We start from the raw sequence: 25,204 nt of genomic DNA, 5'->3' as shown, positions 1-25,204 counted from the left end.
AATATTTCCTTTTTGAATATTAAACTTTACCCCATTGGTTATGGGGATATTGGTTAGTTTTAGTAACAGTTTATATGAACTTTATCAGCTAATTCACAAACATAATTCTGTGTAACAAAATTTGTGGGATAAGCATTATCTATGCAAATATGGAAAAAATGCTTATTGTGTTCAATAATCTTTATGTTTCCAACGACGTGCGGTGAATTTCACCGCACTTTCGCTTTTACTTGCTTGTCTAACTTACTTCTTCAGCGCCCCTAAAATCCCACGGGTAATTTCCCGTGTAATTTGTGAGCGAATGCTGCGCCCTACGGATTTACTTAATCCACTGACTAATTCTTCTGTCACCGTTAATTTTTCACCACGTTTTTTAGTGCCAAAAATCATGCGACTTAAGGAACCGAATAACCCCTCGCTTTCTTCCTTTTCCGCCTGTTGTGCTTGTTGCTCCGCCACTTGGTCAAGATTCGCTTGCTCGGCTAACATTTCAAAAGCGGATTCGTTATCCACATAATTATTGTAGTAAGCAAACAGCTCATCATCTTTCACCCAAGTTTGACGTTGTTCAGCACTGAGTGGGGTGAGTTGGCTTTTCGGCGGATAAATGGTGGCTCGTTCAACAGGCGTTGGCATGCCTTTTTCATCTAAGAACGACACTAACGCCTCGCCCACGCCCAAGGTGGTAATGGCGTCGACCACATCCACGCCTTTATTTGCTCGGAACGTTTCTGCTGCGGTTTTCACGGCTTTTTGGTCACGTGGCGTAAACGCACGTAAGGCATGTTGCACACGGTTTCCTAACTGGCCTAATACGGTTTCAGGTAAGTCTAATGGGTTTTGGGTGACAAAATAAATGCCGACGCCTTTCGAACGGATTAAACGAACCACTTGTTCGACTTTTTCGATTAACGCACTTGGTGCATTATCGAATAACAAATGCGCCTCATCAAAGAACATCACAAATTTCGGTTTGTCAGGGTCGCCCACTTCGGGTAATTGTTCAAATAATTCCGCCATTAACCACAGCAAAAAGGCGCTGTACATGCGGCTAGAGTTAATTAATTTTTCTGAATTCAGAATATTGATCACACCTCGTCCATCACGGGTTTGTAGCCAATCTTCCAAATTTAACGCAGGTTCGCCAAACAGTTTATCGGCGCCCTCGTTTTCAAGGGTTAACAAGGCACGTTGAATCGCCCCCACGCTGGCTGCAGAGATGTTGCCGTATTGCAGTTGGAATGTTTTGGCGTTATCGGCTAAATATTTCAACATGGCACGTAAGTCTTTTAAATCAATTAACAGTAAGCCCTTATCATCCGCCACTCGGAATAAAATATTCAGCAAGCCCTCTTGGGTTGGGTTGAGATTTAATAGGCGAGAAAGCAACATTGGCCCCATTTCGGAAATCGTGGTGCGCAAAGGAATACCCGTTTCACCGAACACATCCCAAAATGACACAGGGTAGCCGTTGAGATAATCTTCTCCCCCTAAATCAAATTGTGTAATTCGTTCGGCAATTTTGCCTTGCATGGTGCCTTTGACGGTCATGCCCGAGAGATCACCTTTTACATCTACCAAAAATACGGGTACACCGTTGTCACTCAAGGATTCCGCTAATTTGCGCAAGGTGACGGTTTTCCCTGTTCCGGTGGCGCCGGCAATGAGGCCGTGGCGATTGGCCATTTTAGCGTTGATACCAAAAGATTGGCCGGCACTGTTACGTGCAATTTCAAAAATGTTCATAAACTGTCCTTCTGTTGTAAGATATACGCATAATAAGAGAAAAACATTGGTTAGTCAAAAATGAAATTTTTGTGATCTTGATTCCAAAACGAAGAAAAAGATCTCGCTTTTTTTTCATATTCCCCGTAGCCTAAAATTCCTGAAAAATTAACCGCACTTTTTTATACTGATGAAAAATATTGAACCTTTATTACGTCTTATGCAAATTCCCTATCTTGGGCCCAATGCGATTCAAACATTGTTAACCCAGATTTCATTACAAACGTTGCTGAGTTATGATAGCGCTGCTTTTCAACATATGGGATGGCAAGACAAGCAAATTCAGCGTTGGTTTCACCCTGAACAGCAATATATCGAGCCAGCGTTAGCTTGGCAACAAGCCAGTGATGAACATCATATTCTGGCCTTTAATCAACCCGAATACCCCTCACTGTTAAAGCAAATTAACAGCGCACCGCCCTTGTTGTTTGTCAAAGGGGCGGTGGAAAATCTTAATCAAGCGCAATTAGCTATTGTGGGTAGTCGAGATTGTTCTCATTATGGTGAATATTGGGCGAAATATTTTGCTCGTGAACTCTGTAATGCGGGGTTTATTATCACCAGTGGCTTGGCCATTGGCATTGACGGCTTTGCGCATCAAGCTGTGGTGGAACGGCAAGGTAAAACTATTGCAGTGTTAGGCAGTGGACTTAACCACATTTACCCGAGCCGTCATAAAGCATTGGCCGAACAGATTTTAGCGAATAACGGCTCCCTAGTGTCTGAATTTTTACCTAATCAACCCCCTGTGGCAACCAATTTTCCTCGACGCAATCGGATTATCAGTGGCATGTCGCAAGGGGTACTCGTGGTGGAGGCGAATTTAAAAAGCGGTTCATTGATTACCGCTCGCTATGCGCTAGAACAAAACCGAGATGTGTTTGCTTTGCCGGGTAATTTGCATAATCCATTTAGCCAAGGTTGCCATCATCTCCTCAAGCAAGGGGCCACACTCACTGAAAGCGTGCAAGATATTATTGAAAATCTCGCCCCTTATTCTTTGCCTATGGCGCAAACAACGGCTACCACAGGCCATGCAGAATTGCCTTTTGACCAGATTGAACCCAGTCATCCAGAACTCTACGCCTTAATTGGCTATCACCCGATTAGCATTGATGAATTAGCGGAGCAATCAAAGGTGGCAGTTGATGTGTTACTTGGTCAATTATTGGCTTTGGAACTGGAGGAGTTGATTGAATGTGATCGAGGACTCTATAAACGGAGGTTGTAATAGTCCTCTCACCAAAGCGCTAAATTTCGCTAATTAGCTACGGTGATAATCTTTCTATGATCCAACTGCTATTGACTAAACGATAGCGAATACGATCATGCAAGCGACTTGGTCGTCCTTGCCAAAATTCAATCACTTCAGGGATCACCACATAACCGCCCCAATGGGGAGGCCGAGGTACGTTTAAAGGGTGTTTAGCGGCAATCATGGCAGCTTTGGTCAGGAGTTGATTTTTGCTCGAAATCACCGCACTTTGCTCACTGGCCCATGCACCTACTTGGCTGGTATAAGGGCGAGTGGCAAAATAAGCATCGGATTGTTCAGGGGATAATTTTTCCACACATCCCTCAATTCTTACTTGCCGTTCCAATTCGCCCCAAAAGAAATTCAAGGCAGCAAAAGGTGTATGGCTTAAGGCTAGGCCTTTTTGACTGTGATAATTCGTAAAGAAAACAAACCCTTGTGCATTCACTTCTTTGAGCAGCACCACACGGCTGCTCGGTTTACCTTGCTCGTTGAACGTGGCTAAATTCATGGCCGTCGGTTCACAAACCTTGGCAGTGATTGCCTCATTTAACCAACGTTCAAACTGTTTTAGCGGATCTGCAAGGCACTGTTTACGTGATAAGGCCTGTTTGCTGTAATCTTCTCGAATATTGTGTAAATCCATCATTTATTCCTTATACAATCCCCTCTCCCTTTGGGAGAGGGCTAGGGTGAGGGTAATCCATTCATCGCATTAATGAGGCGAATTTCGTCAAATTTAGGGATATCTTCGGCAAAAATAGGGATTTCTTGTACTATGCCTTGTTGTAATAAACAGGCTCGTTGCGTCCCTTTTAATAACGGGCTATCAGGGGTGAACCATTGTTCGCCTTGACGAAAAATTAAATTGCCAATGCTGCAATCCGTTACTTTACCTTGTTTAATAATCATAATTTCATCAGCCTCACCTTTTTGGGCGAGCAATTTGTTGAGCATGTGCCGATCTTGATATTTCAAGCTGTAATCAATGTCATTGCAAATCACGGGTTGAAATGTTTGATATGTTCTGCGTTGATAAGGGAACAATTCAATATGATAGTCCGCTTGATTATAGGCAAGACGACAACGCAGAATCGGGTGGTGAAATGCGGTGTAATTTTTCATGTTTTTTTCGATAATGTCGTAAAGATCGTGAATTTTCACCGCACTTTCCCCATAAAACTGTCGTAATGAGGTTTCATAGCGTTGTTGATGATATAGGCTGTTTTTGATTTTTCCCTGTTCAATGCAAAGGGTCTCAAATAATGGAAAATTCATCATCATGTTTTCCCTAACGGCACATAAATTTTTTGTAATAATTCGTTATACTCTTGATCGAGCTGACTTTTTCTCGTAATGCCGCCACCACTACGAAAATACAGCTTGCCATCACATTGCTCAATAAAACGAATAGCGACCGCACTGTCGACGCTTTCTCCGTCAAAAATGCCAAATACACCCGTATAATAGCCTCGTTCTTGCCCCTCGGCTTGTTGAATAATTTCCACGGTTTTTTCTTTAGGCGCACCACTAATGGATCCCGCAGGCAATAACTGGGCTAATATAGTGCCAATATTTTCTTGCCAGTTTTCTCTCAAATTGCCGATGATCTCCGAACTTGTCTGTAAAATCGCCCCTTTTTCGGTTTCAATCCGTTCGACATAACGAAAACGCCGCACTTCAATCTGTTGCGCTACGGTGGCCAGATCGTTTCGCATTAAATCGACAATCGTATAATGTTCCGCTTGTTCTTTTTCAGATTGCAATAATTGTTGTTCCGCATTCGGCAAATTCGCATCAATAGTGCCTTTCATGGGATAGGTAAAGATTTGATTTTGCTTGATTTTGATAAAACATTCTGGCGAAAAACACACAAAATGAGGCGGATAATACAATTTATAACGGGCTTGGCTTTGCTCGAAAAAGTCGAGTAAAGAAAAATTCGTTTGTATTTCAGTTGGATAGGTCAAGTTCAGTAAATAAGAATTGCCCTGTTGTAGTGCTTGTTGAACCTGCTCAAAGCCTTGTTGATAACGTAGTGGATCGAGCGAAAGTGCGGTGAAATGTAACGTCGTTTTTGACCGCACTTTTCTATTCAATTTATCGTGATAATTCGTTTTGCCTGTAATCTCAAAATATAATGGTGCTTTTTCAATTTGATCCAGTGGCCAAATAAGCGGTTTTTTCTGTTCAAAATCAATCAGAAAGAAAAAAGGTTGGCGTTGTTTGCCAAAATCATTAGCTTGTGCAACAAAAGCGTTAAATGGCATAAACTATCACTTCAATGAAAAAATAAATATGCTCAAGTTTAGCCGAATCATTTATAATGGCAAGGTTTTTATTTTACCGAACTGAGATGATGACTACACTCGCCATTATTAATAACCACGATTCTTTTACCTACAATTTAGTGGACTTAGTCCGCCGTTTAGCTGTGGATTTTGAGGTAATCAATGTGGAAAACGTGAACATTCAGGCGCTCGATCGTTTTAGTCATATTTTGCTTTCCCCTGGCCCCGATGTGCCACAAGCCTATCCTCAACTCTTTGAAATATTAGCCACTTTTTATCAAACTAAAGCCATTTTAGGCGTGTGTCTTGGTCATCAAACGATTTGCCAGTTTTTCGGCGCAACCTTGTTTAATTTACCAGAGGTACGACATGGCCAAAAACGGCTGTTAAAAGTACGGTCTGAATCTGCCTTATTTCAAGGATTACCCGAGCAATTTCACATTGGTTTATATCATTCTTGGGCGGTTTCTCATACCGATTTTCCCACGGAATTGGCCTGTATTGCAACCTGTGATGATGAGATTATTATGGCCATCCAACATCGTCAGTGGCCGATTTTTGGTGTGCAATTTCATCCCGAGTCCTATATGTCGGAACAGGGTCTGTCGGTACTGAAAAATTTTCTCAATTTGGAATCCAGATCACATTTTTGATAAAAAGATCAAAAAAACACTTGATACTGTTTTTAAGAACAGATAACATATGCTCAAATTTACAGCTTAACAACTATTAAGGTTAACACCATGGCAAAAGACGACAAAAAAGCAAAACCCACCGCAAAAGAAAATTCTTCTAAAGAGGACAAAGCCAAAGCCCTTGCGGCGGCACTGGGTCAAATTGAAAAACAATTTGGTAAAGGCTCTATTATGAAATTAGGGGATTCACAAACCCTTGATATTGAATCTATTTCTACTGGCTCCATTGGCTTAGATGTGGCCTTGGGAATAGGTGGTTTGCCAATGGGGCGGATTGTGGAAATCTACGGCCCTGAATCTTCGGGTAAAACCACATTGACCCTGTCAGTGATTGCCCAAGCCCAAAAAGCGGGCAAAGTCTGTGCATTTATTGATGCGGAGCATGCTTTAGATCCGATTTATGCGGCCAAATTGGGCGTTGATGTGAAAGAACTCTTTATTTCTCAACCTGATAACGGTGAACAAGCCTTAGAAATCTGTGATGCCTTAGTGCGTTCAGGGGCGATTGATGTGATTATTGTGGACTCTGTGGCTGCTTTAACCCCGAAAGCGGAAATTGAGGGTGACATGGGGGATTCCCATGTGGGTTTACAAGCACGTTTGATGTCACAAGCCTTGCGTAAGCTCACGGGGCAAATTAAAAATTCCAACTGTTTAGTGGTGTTTATCAACCAAATTAGAATGAAAATTGGTGTGATGTTTGGTAACCCAGAAACCACCACCGGCGGTAATGCGTTAAAATTCTATTCTTCCGTGCGTTTAGATATTCGCCGTATTGGCGCAGTAAAAGACGGGGATGAAATTATTGGTAATGATACCCGTGTGAAAGTGGTGAAAAACAAATTGGCTGCACCGTTCCGTCAAGCAGAATTCCAAATTCTCTATGGCGCAGGGATCTCGAAAAATGGCGAATTAATTGAACTCGGCGTGAAACAAAAATTAGTCAATAAATCGGGCGCTTGGTATTCCTATGAGGGTGAAAAAATTGGCCAAGGTAAGGCAAATGCGATTAAATGGTTAGAGGCAAACCCTGAAGCCACTGCACAATTAGAAGCAAAAATCAGAAAAGCCTTATCAGAAAATCCTGAACAAGCCTTGTTGCCAAATGAGGATGACAAAGATCAAAATGATGAGGTCGTGGATGAAACAAATGATGTCGATTTTTAACCTAAAAAATCGGTTAATTGTTTAACACGCTTAAAAGTGCGGTGAGAAAGACCGCACTTTTTCCCATAAGGATCGCCTCATGTCATCTCTTGCCTTAAATTATCTGATTAATCTACTGGCTCGCCGTGATTACAGTGAATATGAAGTGCGCTGTAAAATGCAAGAAAAAGCCTTTAGTGAAGAGGATATTGATCAAGCCCTTACTCATTGCCAACAACGAAATTGGCAAAGTGATCAACGTTTTGCGGAGAATTACCTGAATTATCGTGCTAACCGTGGTTTTGGTGTCAATCGAATTAAACAAGAATTACGCCAACTAAAAGGCGTCAGTTCAGAAGTGATTCAGGCCGTGGTGGAACAAAGCGAAATCGATTGGTCTGCGATGGCATTGGACGTGTTAAGCCGAAAATTTCCACATTATCAAGATAAATTAGATATTAAAATAAAACAGAAAATTTGGCGTTATATGCTTTCCCATGGGTTTTATGCGGAAGAATTTGCGGATTATCTTGGTTCGGGGATGGATTTCAACGAATAAGCAAAATTGGCGGAAGGTCATGGGAGTCGAACCCACCCAGGACTGCTGGCAGCCCTAACAGGATTTGAAGTCCTGCCACTTCACCAGAAATGACGACCTTCCAATGGGTAGCCACTTTAACGTAATTCCCCTTTTAATTCAAGTCTGGGATAAAATTGTTGTATAATAACCGTATTCCTTAGCCAACAGCAGATAAAACAGGGTGTAAAATGACCGCACTTTTTCAACAATTACCCGCCGTCGATAAGTTACTCAAAACGCCACAGGGTGAAAAACTCGTGGCACAATTTGGCCATACTGCCGTGGTAAATGTTTGTCGCCAACTGTTGCAACAAGCACGAGAGCAGATTAAACAAACGCAGCAACTTCCTGACTATTTTCAGGATCTTGCTTGCACAATCTGCGAAATTGAGCAGCAACTTATTCAACAAAGCCAAGTGCAAATTCAATCCGTGCATAATTTGACTGGCACAATTTTACACACCAATTTAGGCCGAGCCTTGTGGTCAAATACGGCGCAGCAAGCTGCACTAAATGCCATGTCTGGCAATGTGGCGTTAGAATATGATTTAGAGGCGGGTCAACGGAGTCATCGAGATCATTATATCAGTGAACTGATCACCCAACTGACGGGTGCCGAGGCAGCTTGTGTGGTGAATAATAATGCGGCGGCCGTATTATTAATGTTAGCGACCTTTGCAAAAGGCAAGGAAGTGATTATTTCTCGAGGGGAATTAATTGAAATTGGTGGCGCATTCCGCATTCCAGATATTATGGCACAAGCGGGTTGTCAATTAGTGGAAGTAGGTACTACAAATCGTACCCATTTAAAAGATTATCGCCACGCAATTAATGAAAATACCGCCTTTTTGATGAAAGTTCACAGCAGTAACTATCAGATTTGTGGTTTTACGCATGCTGTCGAAGAGCAACAATTAGCCGAATTGGGGGCAGAATTTCACATTCCTGTGATCAGCGATCTGGGCAGTGGGGCATTAATTGATTTAAGCCAATATGGCTTACCGAAAGAGCCGACCGTGCAAGAAAAATTGGCTCAAGGGGTGGATTTAATTTCATTTTCGGGGGATAAATTACTCGGGGGCGTACAAGCGGGCATTATTGTGGGCAAAAAAGCCTTAATTGACCAACTACAAGCTCACCCGCTTAAACGTGCATTGCGTTGTGACAAAGTGATCTTGGCCGGTTTAGAGGCAACATTGCGTTTGTATTTGCAGCCAGAAAAATTAACTGAAACCTTGCCAACCTTGCATTTACTCACCCAATCTATGACACAATTAACTGAAAAAGCCGAAAAAGTGAAACAGCAGTTATCTCAGCAACTGGCTAGTTTTTCGCTGCAAATCGAATCCAGTTCGGCTCAAATCGGCAGTGGTTCGCAACCATTAGCGACAATTCCGTCGGTAGCGGTAACCATTTCAAGCCAAATTAGCGGAAAATTAACCGCACTTTTACAGGCTTTGAAACAGCTTTCCGTTCCAGTGATTGCTAGAGTGGAACAAGATAAAATTTGGTTAGATATGCGTTCTTTAGCGAATCTTGAACAATTTCTCGTCACTTTAGAGGGGCTGCCTCACCTATGATTATTGTCACCTCTGGCCATGTTGACCATGGTAAAACTGCGTTTTTGCAAGCTTTAACTGGCACCCATACCGCCCATTTACCGGAAGAAAAAAAACGGGGTATGACTATCGATCTGGGTTATGCCTATTTGCCAGTTGGCGACAAGATTCTGGGTTTTATTGATGTGCCAGGTCATGAAAAATTTCTCGCTAATATGTTAGCTGGCTTGGGGGGCATTCATTATGCCATGTTAATCGTGGCGGCAGATGAGGGAATGCAAGCTCAAACAAGGGAGCATTTAGCCATTTTGCGTCAATTACAATTAGAGGAAATCCTGTTAGTTATCACCAAGGCGGATCGAGCGAGTTCAACGCAAATCGATGAATTAATCCAACAAATGACAGCAGATTATGCGTTTTTACAGGGCAGCCCAATTTTTGTTACTTCCGCCACCACGCAACAAGGCATTAGCGAATTACGTGAATTTTTAACCGCACTTCCCAATTTAGCCGATCCCAATAAACCTTTCCGTTATGCCATTGACCGTGTTTTTAGCATTAAAGGGGCAGGCACAGTGGTTACGGGCACAGCATTGAGTGGCTCAGTGAATGTGGATGATGAATTGTTTTTATCTCAAGGTGAAAAAGTTCGCATAAAAAATATTCACGCACAAAACCAACCCACAACACAAGGCGTAGCTGGGCAGCGATTAGCCTTAAATCTGCATTCCTCGTTAGATCGAGAGGCGATTCAACGGGGCGATTGGTTGTTTGAGCAAGCGCCTCCATTGCCCACAGATCGGCTGACTGTGATGCTCAATGCGGAAATTCCTTTGTTGGAAAATCAAGCGGTACATGTTTATCATGCCACCAACCATAGCTTGGGAAAATTATCCTTATTAACCACCAAAACTTTATCTGCGCAGCAGTCTGCTTACGCTGAAATCCTCTTGGATAAACCGCTATTTTTGTGTTTTGCCGACAAGTTAATTTTACGCAGTGGGGATAATAAACAGTTGATTGCGGGTGCAGAGGTGTTGGAAATTCATTCTCCGAAACGCCATAAACGTAGCGAAGTGCGATTGGCATTTTTGCGAAATTTACAACAAGCCGAAAATGCTACGGCACGTATTGCCTTGTATTTACAGGAAAAAGCGGTAGATGTGAAAGCGTTGTTGTGGCAAGAACAGCTTAATGCCTCGGCACTGACGGATATCTTAACGCAAAATCACGCAGTGCGTTTTCAAGATTGGTGTTTTAGTACCACTTATCAGGCGGAAAAAAATCAACAAATTCTCACCGCACTGGCAGATTATCACCAACAACATCCCGATCAAGTGGGTTTGGGCAAAGCACGTTTATATCGAATGGTCGCCCTGAATCAACCTGAAAAATTGATTTATCATTTTATAGATGCGCTCTTAGCCCAAGGCAAATTACAACAAAGCCGTGGTTGGTTACACTTACCTGAACATAAAATTGAGTTTACCCCACAAGAACAAGCGTTATGGAAACAGGTTCTTGCGGAATTTGTTGCTCAAAATGGGCAGCCATTATGGGTGCGTGACATTGCTAATCACTTATCTTTGGATGAAACGTTGATGCGGAATTTTTTGTATAAGGCGGGCAAATTAGGCTATTTGACCCCCATCGTTAAAGATCGTTTTTTCCTCACTGAAACCTTGTATCGCTATGCTAAGATTATTAAAAATAGCATTGAAAAACAAGGGGATATTTCTGTTAATCAATTGCGAGATGAATTGCAATTTGGGCGAAAATTGACGGTGCAACTGATCGAATATTTTGATCGTTGCGGCCTCTTACGACGCAAGGGCAATGTGCATGTATTGCGTGATGGGGAGCTGTTTGAGTAGGCCAAGCGTTATGTCGCTTGGCCTCAGTTCGGCCAAATCAAGGCGTTTATTTAAAATAATGAATATGCTTATCTGGAAAAAGCCGATCAATGATTTTCTTCAATTTAGCATTAGTATTCCGTTGCTTTTTGCCTAAGGGTAAGGCTCGCCAGTCTTTTTCTGCTAGCAAAGCAAGACAATCTTGTAGCGACAAGTTTTTTAATTGGGCATTCACAAAGAAATCGGCTATCATTTGATTCCATTCGGTTTTATTGCCCCAATAATGTCCGATAATTGTATTGCAAGGCTGTAAAGGTTGATGCTGATTTAACGCCACAGAAAAAGAAAATTGTTCCACTAATCTACGTTCACAATTTGTACTACAAATTTCGTCACAGAATCCTATCGCAAGTGCAAGGATGGCTTGAGCCTTTTCTGCGGGTAAAGCAATTACTCCCGCATTCCACATCGCAGTATCAGAGGTGATATTAATATTCGCAACGTTTTTCCCCCCCAAAGTGCGGTGCATTTTTTGCCAAGTTCGGCGAGATTTATCACCTAATGCGCCTTCTTTCAAGTGCATAAATGTCTGCCCTTGATTAAGCTGGCGTTGCATTGCGGTTAATGATGAGGCTAAAAACGTATCGCTATCCACATAGAGCAAATGTTGAGTGGGATATTGGGCTTGAACCGTTTGCAGCGCCTTAATTTTTACACGCCAAAAGAACTGATATTTTCCTTGCCATTGCTGTAAGGTGGTTTGGTCAATTTCAATAAATTCAATACGATCGCCAAAAATACGGTAAAAATCTGGGCGATCGGTGATGACAATCACTTTTTCAATCTGCGGATCTCGCAAAAAAGTTAAAATGGCAAAACAGGCTTGATAATGGTTTTCAAGGCGTTCGCCGAAAGTGAGTAAGGTTAAGTTCATATTTATATTATCCTTTTGGGTTTAATTTGTTCAGAGAAAATTTATTGAAATTATGCTTATGCATTTTTGAACCTCATATAAATTTTCTATCTAATTTATAGATCTGTCCCCGAAACGATATTGGGTAGTAATATCGGCTGATGTGGCTGAATATTTAGTACATAACGAATCCAATTTCCGAAACTGTATTTTTGTTTAATTTCTGTTGGAACAGGAATATATGGTTTTGCTAGAAAATCCAATAGTTGATCAAAGTTATTTTCTAAAACAAAAATATTATTAGGATGATAAAAATCATATTCCTTAATGTCTGTATTGGTAGTAATTAATTTTTTATCGTGTCCTAAAGCCTCAAAAATTCGTAGAGAGAGCCCTTTATGAGCATTAGAAACAAAATCAACCAAGACTCTGGATTGACGAGATAAGATTAGATTCTCAGCAAATGTTTTCTGATCAGATACTCGTATTAATTGAATATTATCAGGATAATCTTGACGAATATTCCTTATTCTTTTATGAGCAAGTTGGAAATTTAATTTTAAATTGTGCTGTTTTGCAAATTCTGCGAATTGGCAAATAATATTTTTCCGCTCTTCTAAATGTGCACCTAAAAAATAAAAGTCATATAGTATAGGTAGTGGTACTAAGTCATCATCAAAATAAAAACTTGTGGTGGGTAATGGAGAATAGCTATTATGATTTAAATCCGCAGGATCAAATACAAATAGGCGATCAAAAAAAGGTAAGCGTTCAAAAATATCAGGATAACGATTAAGGCCGTCCCATTGATAATTTATCATACCTCCAGGTTTAACATGTTGTTTTACATATTGAATGAGTTCTAATGAATAGGTTTGAGCGAGAAAAAATAACGCATAATCGAATTGCTTTCCTTGTATTTGTTTTTCTAGTGATGAGATCGCAATTTTAGATTCTAATTTACGTTTGGCTTGTTTGTCGCCTAAAAGTTTTCTCCTGATTTTTACGACAATTCTTGCCCATAATGATGGATATTTAAATTCTTTCCCTGTCGGGTCAGAAACATTTACTACGTTAAATCCATGATATATTAAGTTTTTTGTGATTAACTCAATAATACCATGATTAATGGAAATTCCTAGAATAATATTTTTACTCATGCTCTACCTTAAAAGGCTGTTAATATAAAAAAGGGGGAACAGTAAAATAGCACTTAATTTAGTGCGTTGAGCATTATATCATTCCATGCTAATATGTGAAAGAGATCACAGATAAAATTAAAAAAGTCGATGCTTTTTCCTTGGATTATCAACTCAGTAAAAACATCATATTTAGCTTAATAATGTTGAGATATAAATCTACAAATCGGAGATAAAATGAAAATTGCAGTTCAACTATTCGGTCATATGCGAACATTTGAAAAATGTTTTGAGCGGTTAAACGAAATGCTGTTGTCGAAATATGATTGTGACATATTCATTCATACTTGGGATAGACTAAATCATGATTTTTCCGATGCAGAATATAAAATAGAAAAGTCAGAAAATAATATTTTATATAATAAAATCGTTTCTTTATATCATCCTAAGAGCATACAAATAGAAAGTCAAAATGTTTTTTCTATTAAAGGCTATTATAATGAAAAAAATAGTTACACGGACGATAATCCGAATCCAGTAGGGAAGTTAAAATTAAGCTCAATAAAATATATGTTATATAGCATGGTGTCTGTTAATAAATTAAGAAAGCACTTTGCTGATAAAAATCATATTCACTATGATTACATATTACAAATTAGACCAGATATATATTTAGAACAACAAGTTGACATTGGACAGTATGAAAATGAATTTTCTTATTCGGATAATAGTATAATTAATTTTGCAGAGTATCCTGTTATTACTATTCACCAACAACGTATTGAATTTTGCTTTACTGCCAATGATATTGTTTTGTTGGCTAAACCTAAAGCCATGGATAAGTTATTTTCTTCTTTGTCGGTATTTGAAAAATGTTATATTGATTATCCTAATATATTTAAAGGATATAATTGCCACCCTGAAAATTCTTTTAAAGAAGTTGCCATCTTACAAGGTATTAATTTCAGATACTATGTGTTACCTTATAAATTGATTAGGGAAATTGAAGAAAAAAGTAAGATTAATGTTGATCCTAAGGAATTTGCGGATGGCTATTATAGGGCATTTAATTCTAGAGATTTTCCTGTATTACAGAAACGAGTATCATTATTAGAGAAAAAAGTCACTAGATATCGAAACTACTTGAAAATTACCGTAGCCGTATCATTGTGTCTGATTTGTGGACTTATGATTGTAATGTAACTACTTTATAGTTATAGGGCGTATTTTGATATGCCATATTTGTTTTTCCAATCAACATATAATCTTAACGCATTGGTTAACATGGCTTTTTGTCTATCTGGTTTATCAAAATGCAATGGAATCATGGATAAAAATAATAATATGGTTGGTGGAATAACCATTTTATTATTGATATTAGGGATAATTTCTTTATCCATAAAAATTTGTTGTATACTTTTTAGTCTTTCATCCAAATTAAATGATAATTTTATTCCTGATTGTTTAGTGTTCTCAAAAATGAACGAATCAGCAATAATAAAATCGTATAATCCAATAAAAGAATGAGCTAGTTTGGCCAAATCATATATTTGGTTACCATAAATGGTGAGTTCCTGTTGGTAATTTAATCCTCTAGGATCAATTACCTTAATTGTATTACTGCGTGAATCAAATAAAATATTACTAAAACAAAGATCACCATGTAAAACCGCTGGGATAATAGGTAGATTGAGTGTGTAATCAACACATTCTTTAGCAATATCTAATACGCAAGGCAAGGTTACACCATTATAAATAACCGATTGTTCAAAATTGATGTCAGTTTGTTGAGCATATTCAGATAATCGGTTGTAGGTTTTATTGGCAAAAATATGAATAGAATCTTGCTGGATTTTTTCTAACAGCGTATCATCTAGTTGATTAATACATTCTCTTGATTCTCTCATATAAAATGAAATCATATTTAAGATATTATCCCAAAAAACAGGGGCATTTTTGCCATGCACAAGAATTTCATTTAAGGGAATATAAGAAAGATATTCTGTTTCATAAAAATAACGCCCTTGCTCATCATAACCTGATTGAATTAGCTGGGGAATAAAACGTTTAAGTTGATTTGGAATATTTTTAAACCAACTGGATTCTGCCTCTATTTTAATTTGTGGAGAACCTGATTTCCAAACCACACCATTGTTAATCGCTAAATTATTAAATGCTCTTTGTGTTGTGATGGCGGTTCTTGAAGTAAAGTAAGTATTGATATGTCCTAAATCATACCAATTATCCACTATAATACGCTCAACATCATATTCGTCCGCATATAAGTGAACAGATTTGGTGAAATTTCCCTGTGTGGCAGAAAGGAATTTGATAAAGTCATAGATATATGCAAAAGAGAAATAACCACACCATACGGCATTATCTTGATTTTTTTCAATCTCCCAAGTGTATTCATCTCGTGCAAAAGCGAGACCGATACAATCATGCTTAGTTGGCATCATGGTTAATAGGGTATCACCATGTAAAACTCTGAGTGGTTTTGCAAGATTAATTGTAGTTAATAGTGAATTAAGCACATAAAGCATTGCCATGCCTAAGCTAATATTATTTGGAACCAATATCACATCAATAGATAATTGTTTAATTAAATTGGTTTCATCAATATTTAGCTGATAATCTTGTGGTAAGGATAAGACAATATGGTTATCATCAGGAAAATTTTTTCTTAAATTTTCAATTTGATAAGTGAGTAGCTTTTTGTTTCCAATCGGGAGAAATACAGGTGGAATGTTACCAAACTCATTTTTAAATTCGGAAACCACATAATCTGCAGAGTTAATGACAATCATCTTATTCTTTGTCCATTTGGGTTATGTTTCTAATTTCATCATAGCTTAAGTTTATAAATTCATCGGGGCGAATAGCACGATCATCTACATAAAATCCATCAAAACCACACCAAGGTTTGCCCACATAAATTTCATCAAAAGGAACCTGATGTTTATTTAACCATTCAATAATGACAGGTAAGGTATGGATATTAATTTTACCTAGGTTGTTTTCATAGGTTCGCATGTTGCGACTGGAGCTAATCACAATCTCAAAACCTTGGGCTTTATATGCCATAATTTTTTCAATAATTCCGTCCACAGGAACGGCATTGGCATAATCACCGTGGGTTGTTTTGGTAATCGTATTATCAAGATCTAAAATTAATCGTTTCATTATTGACCTTTCAATTTTATTAATTGTTCATATTCATCAGGTACGCCACAAAAATCAATTTCATGCGGTTTAATAGTTTGGTATTTAACCGTTTTACCTTGTTGAATAAGTAGATTGTACAATGGTGCAATATAAAATTCACCTTTTACTTGCAAATCATTTTTCAAGGCTTGCTCAAATAGTTGGCAGAAGACTTTTTGGCTTTTAAAGAAATACAATCCGTCACTACATAAATTGGAAATTCTGTCTTTTTCCGTAGTTCTAATCACATTTTGATTTTGATCTGGCTGCACAAAAGACCAATGAGTACCTTCACCCTCAAACACTTCTAAATAGCCATCGCAATCATTAATAAAATCAGGTTTTATATAGTCATATCTAATGGTATCAATATTAAAAATCGTCAAAGGAAAATCATCATGATATTGTTGTAATGCCAAATAAGCCGTCTCTGCTTGCCCTTTGGTATCTTGATTAAGGCGAATAATATGGTAATCAACAATGCCCAATTGCTGAACTTTTTCTAGTACAAAAGAGTACGCAAAATCATCTGGGCGAATCACAAAAAGAAAAGGTTCATAATGAAAATAATGCGAAAAAGTGCTTACCGCCCATTCAAATACCGTTCTATTTTGTAAGGGTAAGGCATATTTAGGGAGCGGATAGCCCGCTTTAATAAATCGACTGCTGAGTCCAGCCATAGTGATACAAATCATATAAGGATCCTGATGTTTAATGTTTGTATTATTGCATAATATGTCTTAAATCAAATGACCTAGTTGACGATAAACTTCCGCGCTACTGCGTTTACCTTTGATGTAAAAAGTGAACCTCTAGTATATCATTATTAATCTGGTAAATCATGCGATATCACTTGATTTAATCCCTCTAAATGTTGGGCAGCCGGTAAGTTGTTTAGATTGAAGTGTCAGAGTTTTTTGTTAATTGGATAGTCTTAGCCATATGCGCTACTAGCATCAAATTTTTATTCATTTTGGAATCAAGATCACAAAAATAGCCCGAAATTTATATTTTACTGATGTTAAGACCTTAGTGAAAATTATTGGCTACAAGCTAAGGAAAAACAATGAAAACGCCTTCTCGCTATATTGATCTAACCACCGCCTATGGATTCAAAAGAGTCTTTGGTACGGATGTGAATAAAGATTTACTTATAGACTTTCTTAATGAACTTTTTCAAGGTAAAAAAGTGATCAAAGATCTCACTTACAATAAAAATGAACAACAAGGCGACACTGCCGAACAAGGGTTGGTGATTTTTGACCTAACTTGTACAAGTGAGGACGACTCACAATTTATTATTGAAGTACAACGCAGTAAGCAAAATTATTTTAAAGAACGCACCATTTATTATGGTAGTAAACTCATCAGCGATCAAGCCCCTAAAGGTAGTGTAAATGGTTGGAATTATGCTATTACTGAAGTTTATGTCATCGCCATTATGGACGGTTTTCACTTTTCTGACAGTAAAGAATATCTACACGATATTTGCCTTTTCAATCAAAAGACAGGGCAAAAGTTTTATGATAGACTAGCTTTTATCTACATTGAATTACTGAATTTCAATAAGCCTGAAACAGTACTGGAAAGTGATTTGGACAAATGGTTATTTGTATTGAAAAATATGGCAAGATTGGATAAATTGCCTACGTTTTTGAAAAAGCCTGTTTTCCAGAAACTATTTCAAATTGCCGAGTACAGCAACTTAAACAAAGGGGAAAAACAGATGTACGATGTCAGTTTAAAACGCAAATGGGACGAGTATGCCGTACGTGAATATTGGGAAACCGAAGGTATGCAAAAAGGTATAGAGAAAGGCATAGAGAAAGGTATTCAAAAAGGAATACAAGAAACGCAAAGAAAAAATGCGTTAAATATGCTTAATCTTGGATTGAGTTTAGAGATTATTTCAAAATCAGTTGATTTGCCCATTGATGAAATTAAAAAACTTTGTAGCCTGTAAAACAAAACCCCAGTTTTCACTGGGGTTAATTTTATCAAATAGAATCCAAAAACAGATTATTTTGTACCTGGAATACTGAAACGTTTGTTGAAACGTTCTACACGACCACCCGTGTCAACCACACGTTGTTTTCCTGTGTAAAATGGATGGCAGTTGCCACAAACGTCTAAGTTTAAATCTTTGCCCACAGTTGAGCGAGTTTTGATTACGTTACCGCAAGAACATGTTGCAGTCACTTCTTTATATTCTGGGTGAATACCTTGTTTCATAGAAAACCTCAAATTGAAGCCATGTCGCTATAAGAACTATCCGAATTGAATATTCAAACACCACATGTGATTAATAATACGCTTTCGAATTTTTGATTCAAATTCTGAAAGCACGAAAAAGATGATAAATTATACCGAAAAAAAGGAATTATTCAAGGGAGATTTTGTGCAAATATGTCTTGAACCAATTAATTCCATCTTCCATATCAAAATCTTTGGTATTATTTGAGTGGGCGATTTTTTCTTTAGTAAGGATACGATAATGAGGGATCGCAAGATTGGGATTGAACAATGGCGTCCACTGTCCTAAATTAGGTTCACAGTTGGCGAAAAAACTAATTAACGGTTTGTTGAACGCACAAGCTAAATGGAGTGATCCTCCGTCTACCGCAATGACGAAATCACTACTCGCTATCAAACTGAAAAATTCGGTTAAGCTCGTTTTTGGGGAGCATTGTATGGCTATTTCTGGGGCTGCTTGACACAATGTTTGTGCATATTCATTGGCGGTGGCGGTGTAGCTTAGTAGGCATTGTACTTTTTTGCATAGATCCTCAGATATTGCTTTCCGTAAAAAAGTCGCAAGTTCTTGTGGTGGGATCTGGCGTTTACTTCCTTGAGGGCAAAGCAATAGACGTATTTTGTGTGCTGGCCAAAGTGCGGTAATATTTTCAGGTGTTTTTTCGGGAATCTGAATGTCACTGCAAGGTGCGGGTAAATCCACGATTTCAGCGAGGAAAGAATGGTTTAAATAATGGCTTAACGGCGAATTATCTGCTTGCGGTGAATGGTAGTCATAATTTTTTATGTTATTGAGATTATAGTGCTTTTTATTATATTTGCGAAAGATCCAAATCCATTTTGGCTTGAGCAGCAAATCGGCAAATAAAGAGGATGAATTGAAATTATTTTCAAAATCCAATAATAAATCCCATTGTTTACGTTGTTTCAAATAATTCCTTAATTTTCGTGGGATCAATTGGTCGACAACAGGGCAATGGGCAAAAATTGCTTGATTAGTTGGGCTAACCAATACACCAATTTTGGCTTGTGGAAAAGCGGACTTAAGTTGTTTTAGATGGGCAGTATGCACTACGGCATCACCTAGTGCATAACCTAAAGGGCGGAATAAAATAGAGTTGACATGCCTAGGCTGAAATGTTTCATTTGTCTTGTCTTGTCTTGTCTTGTCTTGTCTATTCGGTAATAACGCCACTAATAATTTTTTAAATAGGCTCATAAAATTATTCTCATAAAATCGTTCTAAAAAATAAAAACTGAGCTGATTATATCTTAAAATTTTCCGCTATAATACCGATCAATTTTATTCCACAGAGAAAAATAAATGCAAATTGTTCGTGTCGCTTTAAATGTTCCGCTTATGCGTTGTTTTGATTACCTTTTACCACAAAAGGTAAGCATTCAAATCGGCGTGCGAGTGCTTGTGCCTTTTGGCGCACGAAAATTAGTGGGCGTGGTGGTAGAACTGCCCGAAACGTCGGATTTGCCACCAGAACAACTCAAACAAGTAATCGAAGTACTTGATGAACAATCTATTTTTAGCGAGCAATCATGGAAATTATTGCATTGGGCGGCGAATTATTATCATGCGCCGCTTGGTGAGGTGTTATTTTCGGCGTTACCAGTGAAATTGCGGAACGGTGAAAGTGCGGTGCAAAAATCGAAAATTTTGTGGAAAATCACCGCACTTGGTGAGCAAGCCTTGCAATCTTGCGCATTGGCACGTGCTAAAAAACAGCAAGAGGCGTTGCAAGCCTTGACGGTGTCAGCGTTGGAAAAAGGCAATAATGACTTTACTTCGGCTATTTGGTCTGCTTTAAAAGAAAAGCAATTTATTGAAGAAATTGAGCAACTTGTTCAGATAAAAACGTGGCAACAAACCTTAGGTGATTTGCCTGTGGCGAAAGCGGAAAATCGGTTAACGTTAAATAAGCAACAGGCGTTAGCGTTTACTCAGGTGATGTTTCAGCAAGGGTTTGGGGCGTTTTTGTTAGACGGGGTGACGGGGTCGGGCAAGACGGAAATTTATTTACAACTGATCGAAGAAACCCTAAAAAAAGGCAAGCAAGTGTTGGTATTGGTGCCTGAAATTGGCTTGACGCCACAAACGGTGCAACGGTTTCAATCTCGTTTTCATGTGGAAATTGACGTTTTGCATTCCAACTTAAACGATACGCAACGTTTGAATGTGTGGCAACGGGCGAAAACGGGGCAAAGTGCGGTGATTATTGGCACGAGATCGGCGTTGTTCACGCAATTTGCTGAGTTAGGGCTGATTATTTTAGATGAAGAACATGACAACTCTTTCAAACAACAAGACGGTTGGCGCTACCACGCTCGAGATTTGGCGGTGGTGTATGCAAAACAGTTAGGCATTCCTGTATTGATGGGCAGTGCGACGCCGAGTTTAGAAACGGTACAAAATGCCCTTGTGGGTAAGTACCAACATTTATTGTTATCCAAGCGGGCGGGAAATGCGAGCATGGTGCAGAGTCAGGCCATTGATTTAAAAAGACAGAATGTCATCAATGGGTTATCCATTAGCTTATTGAAGAAAATGGACGAGCATTTACAAAAAGGCAATCAGGTATTGCTGTTTTTAAATCGCCGTGGCTTTGCTCCTGTTTTGTTATGCCATGAATGCGGTTGGATGGCGGAATGCCAACATTGCGACAAGCCGTTAACCTATCATCAACATCAGCGTGCTATGCGTTGTCATCATTGTGCCTCACAACGCCCCATTCCACGGCAATGTGCCCATTGTGGTTCAACCAATTTGGTCACCACAGGGCAAGGCACGGAGCAGTTAGAACAGACGTTGCAAGAACGTTTTCCACAATATGGCATTACTCGAATTGATCGAGACAGCACGGCGCGCAAAGGCAAATTGGAAAGCCATTTAAACGATATTCAACAAGGGAAAAGCCAGATTTTAATTGGCACACAAATGCTGGCCAAAGGCCATCATTTTCCGAATGTGACCTTGGTGGCGTTAATCAATGTGGACAGTGGGCTGTTTTCGGTGGATTTTCGCGCAGAAGAACGGTTGGCACAGCTTTATATTCAAGTGGCGGGGCGTGCGGGACGGGCAGAAAAACAAGGCGAAGTGGTATTACAAACCCATTATCCTGAACACCCGTTATTACAATGCTTATTGCAACAAGGCTATCCGGCTTTTGCGCAAGAGGCCTTGCAAACCCGCAAAATGATGGGCTTGCCGCCCTTTAGTTCACAAGCCTTATTTAAGGCACAAAGTCGCCAAAGTGCCGAGGCAGAGCGTTGTTTACAACAAATCGCTGATTATTTCTTGCAATGGAAACAGGCCAAAAATCAACCGCAGTTACAAATTCTCGGCGCCATGCCGGCGCCTTTTGCCAAAAAAGCCGATCAATATCGTTGGCAGTTGCTATTGCAACACCCACAGCGTCGTGTATTACAGCAAGCCTTACGGGATTTTTATACGATGCCTGTTGAAAAATCGGGGCAAGTGCGGTTAAATTTAGACGTGGATCCACAAGATCTGTCCTAATCTGCTAGCCAAATGCGCAATAATTGAGTAAAATTAGCGATTATTCATCATTATTACTTATCAATCAACCTATTATCGGAATATTATATTGTGGCACAGCGTGATTACGCCGCACGTAGCGGTTCAAAAAAGAAAAAATCAGGAGTCAATAAATCCTTATTGTTAACCCTTGCCATTGGCATTGTGTTGGCATTCGGGGCAGCGCTTTATTTACTCAAAGAAAAAGCACCAGAGCCAGTGGTTCAGCAAACTCCGTCAGCGAGTCAAGAAGAAAAACATAAAAGCCAGTTACCAAGCCGTATTGAGGAAACCTTTTCTTATATTAAAGAATTGGAAAGTCGTTCTATTACCAATAATCAGCAAGTCGAGTTAAGTGAAAGCCAAAAAGCGGAATTGAAACGCCAACAAGAGGCTGAGCAAGCCCGCCTTGCCGCATTGGATAAACTGAAACAAGCGGAAAGTGCGAAAGCTGCATCAGTTGATGCGACCACAGCAAATAGTACCACGGCAAATAGCACAACCACGGCGGCAGCACCAGCAAAAGTCGTGGATGCGAAACCTGCAGGGGTGACAGCGACAAATGTGACCGCGCCATCGGAAACCAATGACAGTGCATTAAAAGCGGAACAAGAGCGTAAAGCGGCTGAGAAAAAAGCCACCGAACAACGTAAAGCCGAGCAGAAAAAGGCCGAACAAGCCAAAGCAGAGGCCGCCAAAAAAGCGGAAACTAAGAAAACCGAAACGCCTAAAAATACGGGTAAATTTGGTCTACAATGCGGCGCCTTTAATGACCGTGCAAAAGCAGAAAGTTTACAAGCCCGTTTAGCCATGGCAGGCTTGAATGCACGGATTACCGAAAGCGGTAAATGGAACCGTGTGGTGGTGGGGCCGATTGGTGATCGTCCGGCTACCGTATCGGTACAACAACAGGCCAGTTCTATTGCGGGTTGTGTGGTGATAGGGATGTAATTTTTTAGAAAAATGTGAGATGGCGAAGTGCGGTGAAAAATCTTGGAATTTTTACCGCACTTTTTTCTTGCGTAAATTTTAAAAACCATTAAAATGAACGAACGTTCATTCATCATGATGTTCATTGCGGTGTTCATTTTGCTGAATGGGGCAGATAAGGCAAATCAGTAAGCCGAGTTATTTTACTGATTTGCTTGTTTTTTTCGTTAAATTAGTTGGTTTTTTATGCAAAATTCAGAACTGGATATGGTAGAGCAAATTTTTGCGGCTACCGAACGACTGATGGCAGATCAAGGATTGCCTAATCTGTCGATGCACAAGATTGCGAAAGAAGCCAAAATTTCTGCGGGTACTATTTATATTTATTTTAAAAGTAAAGAAGAATTACTCGAACAATTTGCTCGGAAAGTATTTTCTACCTTTCGCTCGGAACTGGAAAAAAATGTCGACAACAGTTTGTCATTTTTCGCACAGTACCGACAAATGTGGAAAAATATTTGGCACCATTTATTGGAAAATCCTATGGTGGTGGCCAATTTACATCAATATAAATCCCTCCCAAGATTTCATGAAATCTGTCAAGAAATGGAATCACAAAGTTGTTGGGCGAGCTTTTGTGCAAAGGCGCAACAAGCGAATGTATTATGTGACTTACCTGCGGATATTTTGTTTTCTCTCGGTTTAGAAAGTGCAGTGAAATTGGCTTATCGGGCGCAAGAGTTTCGTGCCAAGCCGCTGCCGTCTAATGCGATGTTAGACATTATTATTGAAAGAACGTGGCGTTCTATTCAAAAAGAAATTTAATTAGTTAGTTATTTACGGAGTTTTTTATGACCCAAATTCAAACAAATAAGCCAAAACGTAGCCATGCTTTCTTATTGAAAGTGGGTTTGCTCGTGGCGGTCATTATTTTTATCGGTGTAATTGGTATGAATATGTTTAAAAACAAAATGATTGCCAATGCTATTGCCAATATGCCGGAATCAGTCAATCCTGTGACCGCCATGGAAATTACGGCTAAAGAATGGACGCCAGTGATTACCTCAACCGGTCTTGTTCGTCCGAATCAAGGGGCAATGTTAAGTGCAGAGGCCTCTGGCACCGTGAAACGTATTCTCGTCCAATCAGGCCAAACAGTGAATAAAGGGGATGTGTTGGTTGAGTTAGATAATGATGTGGAAGTGGCGACATTACGTGCCACCGAGGCACAATTACCGGCACTTCGCTTAACTTATCAACGTTATGCTAACTTATTGAAAACCCAATCTGTTTCACAAACGGAATTTGATAATGCGAAAGCTAGCTATGATCAAGTGGTGGCCACCATCAACTCATTAAAAGCCGCCGTTGAACGTCGTAAAATCGTGGCACCTTTTGCGGGTAAATTGGGGATTGTGAAAGTCAATGAAGGGCAATATATCACCGTGGCTACCGAGATTGTGCGTGTAGAAGATACCTCATCCATGAAAGTGGATTTTGCTCTATCACAAAAACTGTTAGAAAACATTAAAGTGGGTCAAAAAGTCACTGCCACTGCAGATGCACGTTTGGGTGAAACCTTTGCCGCACGTGTAACGGCGATTGATGCAGGGATCAGTTCCTCTACTGGTTTAGTGGATGTGCAAGCGACCTTTGAACCAACTGACGGTCACAAATTACTTTCTGGTATGTTTACTCGCTTAAATATTGCCATGCCGACAAAATACAACCAAGTGGTGATTCCACAAGTGGCGGTGAGCTACAATATGTACGGTGAATTTGCTTATGTGTTACAACCCTTAAGTGATGAAGATAAACAAAAATTAGCCGATAGCCCGACATTAGACAATACCTATCGTGTGAAACAAGTCACCGTGAAAACCTTAGATCGCCAAGGCATTTATGCCCATATTAACCCCGGTGATTTAAACATTGGTGATAAAGTTGTTACCGCTGGTTTCCAACGTATTAGCAACGGCAGTTTAGTGGTTGTTAAGGATAAAGCCGGCGTGGGTACAGAACAACCAGCCGACAAAACCAATTTATAATTT

The 25,204-nt window shown here is 39.5% G+C and carries 23 protein-coding genes and 1 tRNA gene; 12 read left to right on the top strand and 12 right to left on the bottom strand.

The annotated features are described in order from the left end of the window. Window positions 1-243: 243 nt before the first annotated feature. Window positions 244-1,746: a helicase HerA-like C-terminal domain-containing protein gene (locus ACTG7Q_RS09365; protein WP_439243154.1), complete on the bottom strand. Its 1,503-nt coding sequence runs from the start codon at window positions 1,744-1,746 to the stop codon at window positions 244-246. A 169-nt stretch (window positions 1,747-1,915) separates the two neighbouring features. On the opposite strand from ACTG7Q_RS09365, the gene dprA reads away from it, so the two are divergent. Further along, complete coding sequence (gene dprA, locus ACTG7Q_RS09360; protein ID WP_439243152.1) at window positions 1,916-3,016, top strand: DNA-processing protein DprA; 1,101 nt, start codon at window positions 1,916-1,918, stop codon at window positions 3,014-3,016. Between the two features lie 37 nt (window positions 3,017-3,053). On the opposite strand, the gene pdxH is transcribed toward dprA, so the two are convergent. The 3 genes from pdxH to ACTG7Q_RS09345 are packed head-to-tail and all read right to left on the bottom strand — an operon-like array spanning window position 3,054 to window position 5,310. After that, on the bottom strand, window positions 3,054-3,686 hold the full coding sequence (gene pdxH / locus ACTG7Q_RS09355) for a pyridoxamine 5'-phosphate oxidase (RefSeq protein WP_439243150.1): 633 nt from the start codon (window positions 3,684-3,686) through the stop codon (window positions 3,054-3,056). Between the two features lie 41 nt (window positions 3,687-3,727). Next, window positions 3,728-4,318, bottom strand: coding sequence for an aminotransferase class IV family protein (locus ACTG7Q_RS09350; RefSeq protein WP_439243290.1), 591 nt, complete (start codon window positions 4,316-4,318; stop codon window positions 3,728-3,730). A gap of 2 nt (window positions 4,319-4,320) precedes the next feature. Continuing rightward, the gene (locus ACTG7Q_RS09345) at window positions 4,321-5,310 is read right to left on the bottom strand and encodes an aminodeoxychorismate synthase component I (RefSeq protein WP_439243148.1); all 990 of its coding nucleotides are present in this window, start codon (window positions 5,308-5,310) and stop codon (window positions 4,321-4,323) included. 86 nt (window positions 5,311-5,396) lie between these two features. Here ACTG7Q_RS09345 and ACTG7Q_RS09340 point away from each other — a divergent pair, with 86 nt between their 5' ends. From ACTG7Q_RS09340 to recX, 3 genes are all read left to right on the top strand, one after another. Continuing rightward, complete coding sequence (locus tag ACTG7Q_RS09340) at window positions 5,397-5,984, top strand: anthranilate synthase component II (RefSeq protein WP_439243146.1); 588 nt, start codon at window positions 5,397-5,399, stop codon at window positions 5,982-5,984. A gap of 90 nt (window positions 5,985-6,074) precedes the next feature. After that, entirely contained in the window at window positions 6,075-7,193 is a 1,119-nt protein-coding gene (recA, locus tag ACTG7Q_RS09335; protein ID WP_439243144.1) for a recombinase RecA, read from the top strand. Between the two features lie 79 nt (window positions 7,194-7,272). Then, window positions 7,273-7,731: a recombination regulator RecX gene (gene recX / locus ACTG7Q_RS09330; protein WP_439243142.1), complete on the top strand. Its 459-nt coding sequence runs from the start codon at window positions 7,273-7,275 to the stop codon at window positions 7,729-7,731. Between the two features lie 7 nt (window positions 7,732-7,738). Here recX and ACTG7Q_RS09325 read toward each other — a convergent pair. Continuing rightward, a tRNA-Sec gene (locus ACTG7Q_RS09325) sits at window positions 7,739-7,833 on the bottom strand. A gap of 107 nt (window positions 7,834-7,940) precedes the next feature. On the opposite strand from ACTG7Q_RS09325, the gene selA reads away from it, so the two are divergent. Continuing rightward, a complete protein-coding gene (gene selA, locus ACTG7Q_RS09320) occupies window positions 7,941-9,332 on the top strand; it encodes an L-seryl-tRNA(Sec) selenium transferase (protein ID WP_439243140.1) in 1,392 nt (463 codons plus the stop codon). Beyond that, window positions 9,329-11,185: a selenocysteine-specific translation elongation factor gene (gene selB, locus ACTG7Q_RS09315; RefSeq protein ID WP_439243138.1), complete on the top strand. Its 1,857-nt coding sequence runs from the start codon at window positions 9,329-9,331 to the stop codon at window positions 11,183-11,185. Before selA ends, selB begins: the two co-directional genes overlap by 4 nt. Before the next feature lie 46 nt (window positions 11,186-11,231). Here selB and ACTG7Q_RS09310 read toward each other — a convergent pair whose 3' ends face one another. Then, window positions 11,232-12,098, bottom strand: a complete 867-nt coding sequence (locus ACTG7Q_RS09310; protein WP_439243136.1) for a hypothetical protein — start codon at window positions 12,096-12,098, stop codon at window positions 11,232-11,234. Window positions 12,099-12,193: 95 nt separating this feature from the next. After that, the gene (locus ACTG7Q_RS09305; protein WP_439243134.1) at window positions 12,194-13,237 is read right to left on the bottom strand and encodes a hypothetical protein; all 1,044 of its coding nucleotides are present in this window, start codon (window positions 13,235-13,237) and stop codon (window positions 12,194-12,196) included. 216 nt (window positions 13,238-13,453) lie between these two features. Here ACTG7Q_RS09305 and ACTG7Q_RS09300 point away from each other — a divergent pair, with 216 nt between their 5' ends. Beyond that, a complete protein-coding gene (locus ACTG7Q_RS09300) occupies window positions 13,454-14,419 on the top strand; it encodes a hypothetical protein (protein WP_439243132.1) in 966 nt (321 codons plus the stop codon). Between the two features lie 11 nt (window positions 14,420-14,430). Here ACTG7Q_RS09300 and ACTG7Q_RS09295 read toward each other — a convergent pair whose 3' ends face one another. Genes ACTG7Q_RS09295 through ACTG7Q_RS09285 form a run of 3 tightly spaced genes read right to left on the bottom strand, consistent with a single transcriptional unit; the run spans window position 14,431 to window position 17,118 of the window. Next, window positions 14,431-16,026 carry a hypothetical protein gene (locus ACTG7Q_RS09295; RefSeq protein WP_439243130.1) on the bottom strand — a complete coding sequence of 532 codons (1,596 nt, stop codon included), beginning with the start codon at window positions 16,024-16,026 and terminating at the stop codon, window positions 14,431-14,433. 1 nt (window position 16,027) lies between these two features. Further along, a complete protein-coding gene (locus ACTG7Q_RS09290; RefSeq protein WP_439243128.1) occupies window positions 16,028-16,402 on the bottom strand; it encodes an HAD-IIIC family phosphatase in 375 nt (124 codons plus the stop codon). After that, a complete protein-coding gene (locus tag ACTG7Q_RS09285; RefSeq protein WP_439243126.1) occupies window positions 16,402-17,118 on the bottom strand; it encodes a glycosyltransferase family 2 protein in 717 nt (238 codons plus the stop codon). Before ACTG7Q_RS09285 ends, ACTG7Q_RS09290 begins: the two co-directional genes overlap by 1 nt. Window positions 17,119-17,489: 371 nt before the next feature. Between ACTG7Q_RS09285 and ACTG7Q_RS09280 the strand changes: the two genes are divergently transcribed. Continuing rightward, complete coding sequence (locus tag ACTG7Q_RS09280; protein WP_439243124.1) at window positions 17,490-18,386, top strand: Rpn family recombination-promoting nuclease/putative transposase; 897 nt, start codon at window positions 17,490-17,492, stop codon at window positions 18,384-18,386. A 56-nt stretch (window positions 18,387-18,442) separates the two neighbouring features. Here ACTG7Q_RS09280 and rpmE read toward each other — a convergent pair whose 3' ends face one another. Next, window positions 18,443-18,655, bottom strand: coding sequence for a 50S ribosomal protein L31 (gene rpmE / locus ACTG7Q_RS09275; protein WP_386692041.1), 213 nt, complete (start codon window positions 18,653-18,655; stop codon window positions 18,443-18,445). A 148-nt stretch (window positions 18,656-18,803) separates the two neighbouring features. Next, window positions 18,804-19,895, bottom strand: coding sequence for a glycosyltransferase family 9 protein (locus ACTG7Q_RS09270; RefSeq protein ID WP_439243122.1), 1,092 nt, complete (start codon window positions 19,893-19,895; stop codon window positions 18,804-18,806). Window positions 19,896-20,000: 105 nt separating this feature from the next. Between ACTG7Q_RS09270 and priA the strand changes: the two genes are divergently transcribed. From priA to ACTG7Q_RS09250, 4 genes are all read left to right on the top strand, one after another. After that, complete coding sequence (gene priA, locus ACTG7Q_RS09265) at window positions 20,001-22,205, top strand: primosomal protein N' (protein WP_439243120.1); 2,205 nt, start codon at window positions 20,001-20,003, stop codon at window positions 22,203-22,205. Between the two features lie 90 nt (window positions 22,206-22,295). Further along, entirely contained in the window at window positions 22,296-23,174 is an 879-nt protein-coding gene (ftsN, locus tag ACTG7Q_RS09260; protein ID WP_439243118.1) for a cell division protein FtsN, read from the top strand. Window positions 23,175-23,399: 225 nt separating this feature from the next. Next, window positions 23,400-23,978 (top strand): TetR/AcrR family transcriptional regulator, encoded by a 579-nt coding sequence (locus ACTG7Q_RS09255; protein ID WP_439243116.1) that lies wholly within the window; start codon window positions 23,400-23,402, stop codon window positions 23,976-23,978. A gap of 26 nt (window positions 23,979-24,004) precedes the next feature. After that, window positions 24,005-25,201, top strand: a complete 1,197-nt coding sequence (locus ACTG7Q_RS09250; protein ID WP_439243114.1) for an efflux RND transporter periplasmic adaptor subunit — start codon at window positions 24,005-24,007, stop codon at window positions 25,199-25,201. Window positions 25,202-25,204 lie beyond the last annotated feature (3 nt).

The sequence above is a fragment of the Lonepinella sp. BR2474 genome (assembly GCF_051851555.1).
GTDB lineage: Bacteria > Pseudomonadota > Gammaproteobacteria > Enterobacterales > Pasteurellaceae > Lonepinella.
The sequence above is the reverse complement of the archived record's forward strand: the minus strand, read 5'-3'. Positions and strand labels throughout refer to the sequence as shown.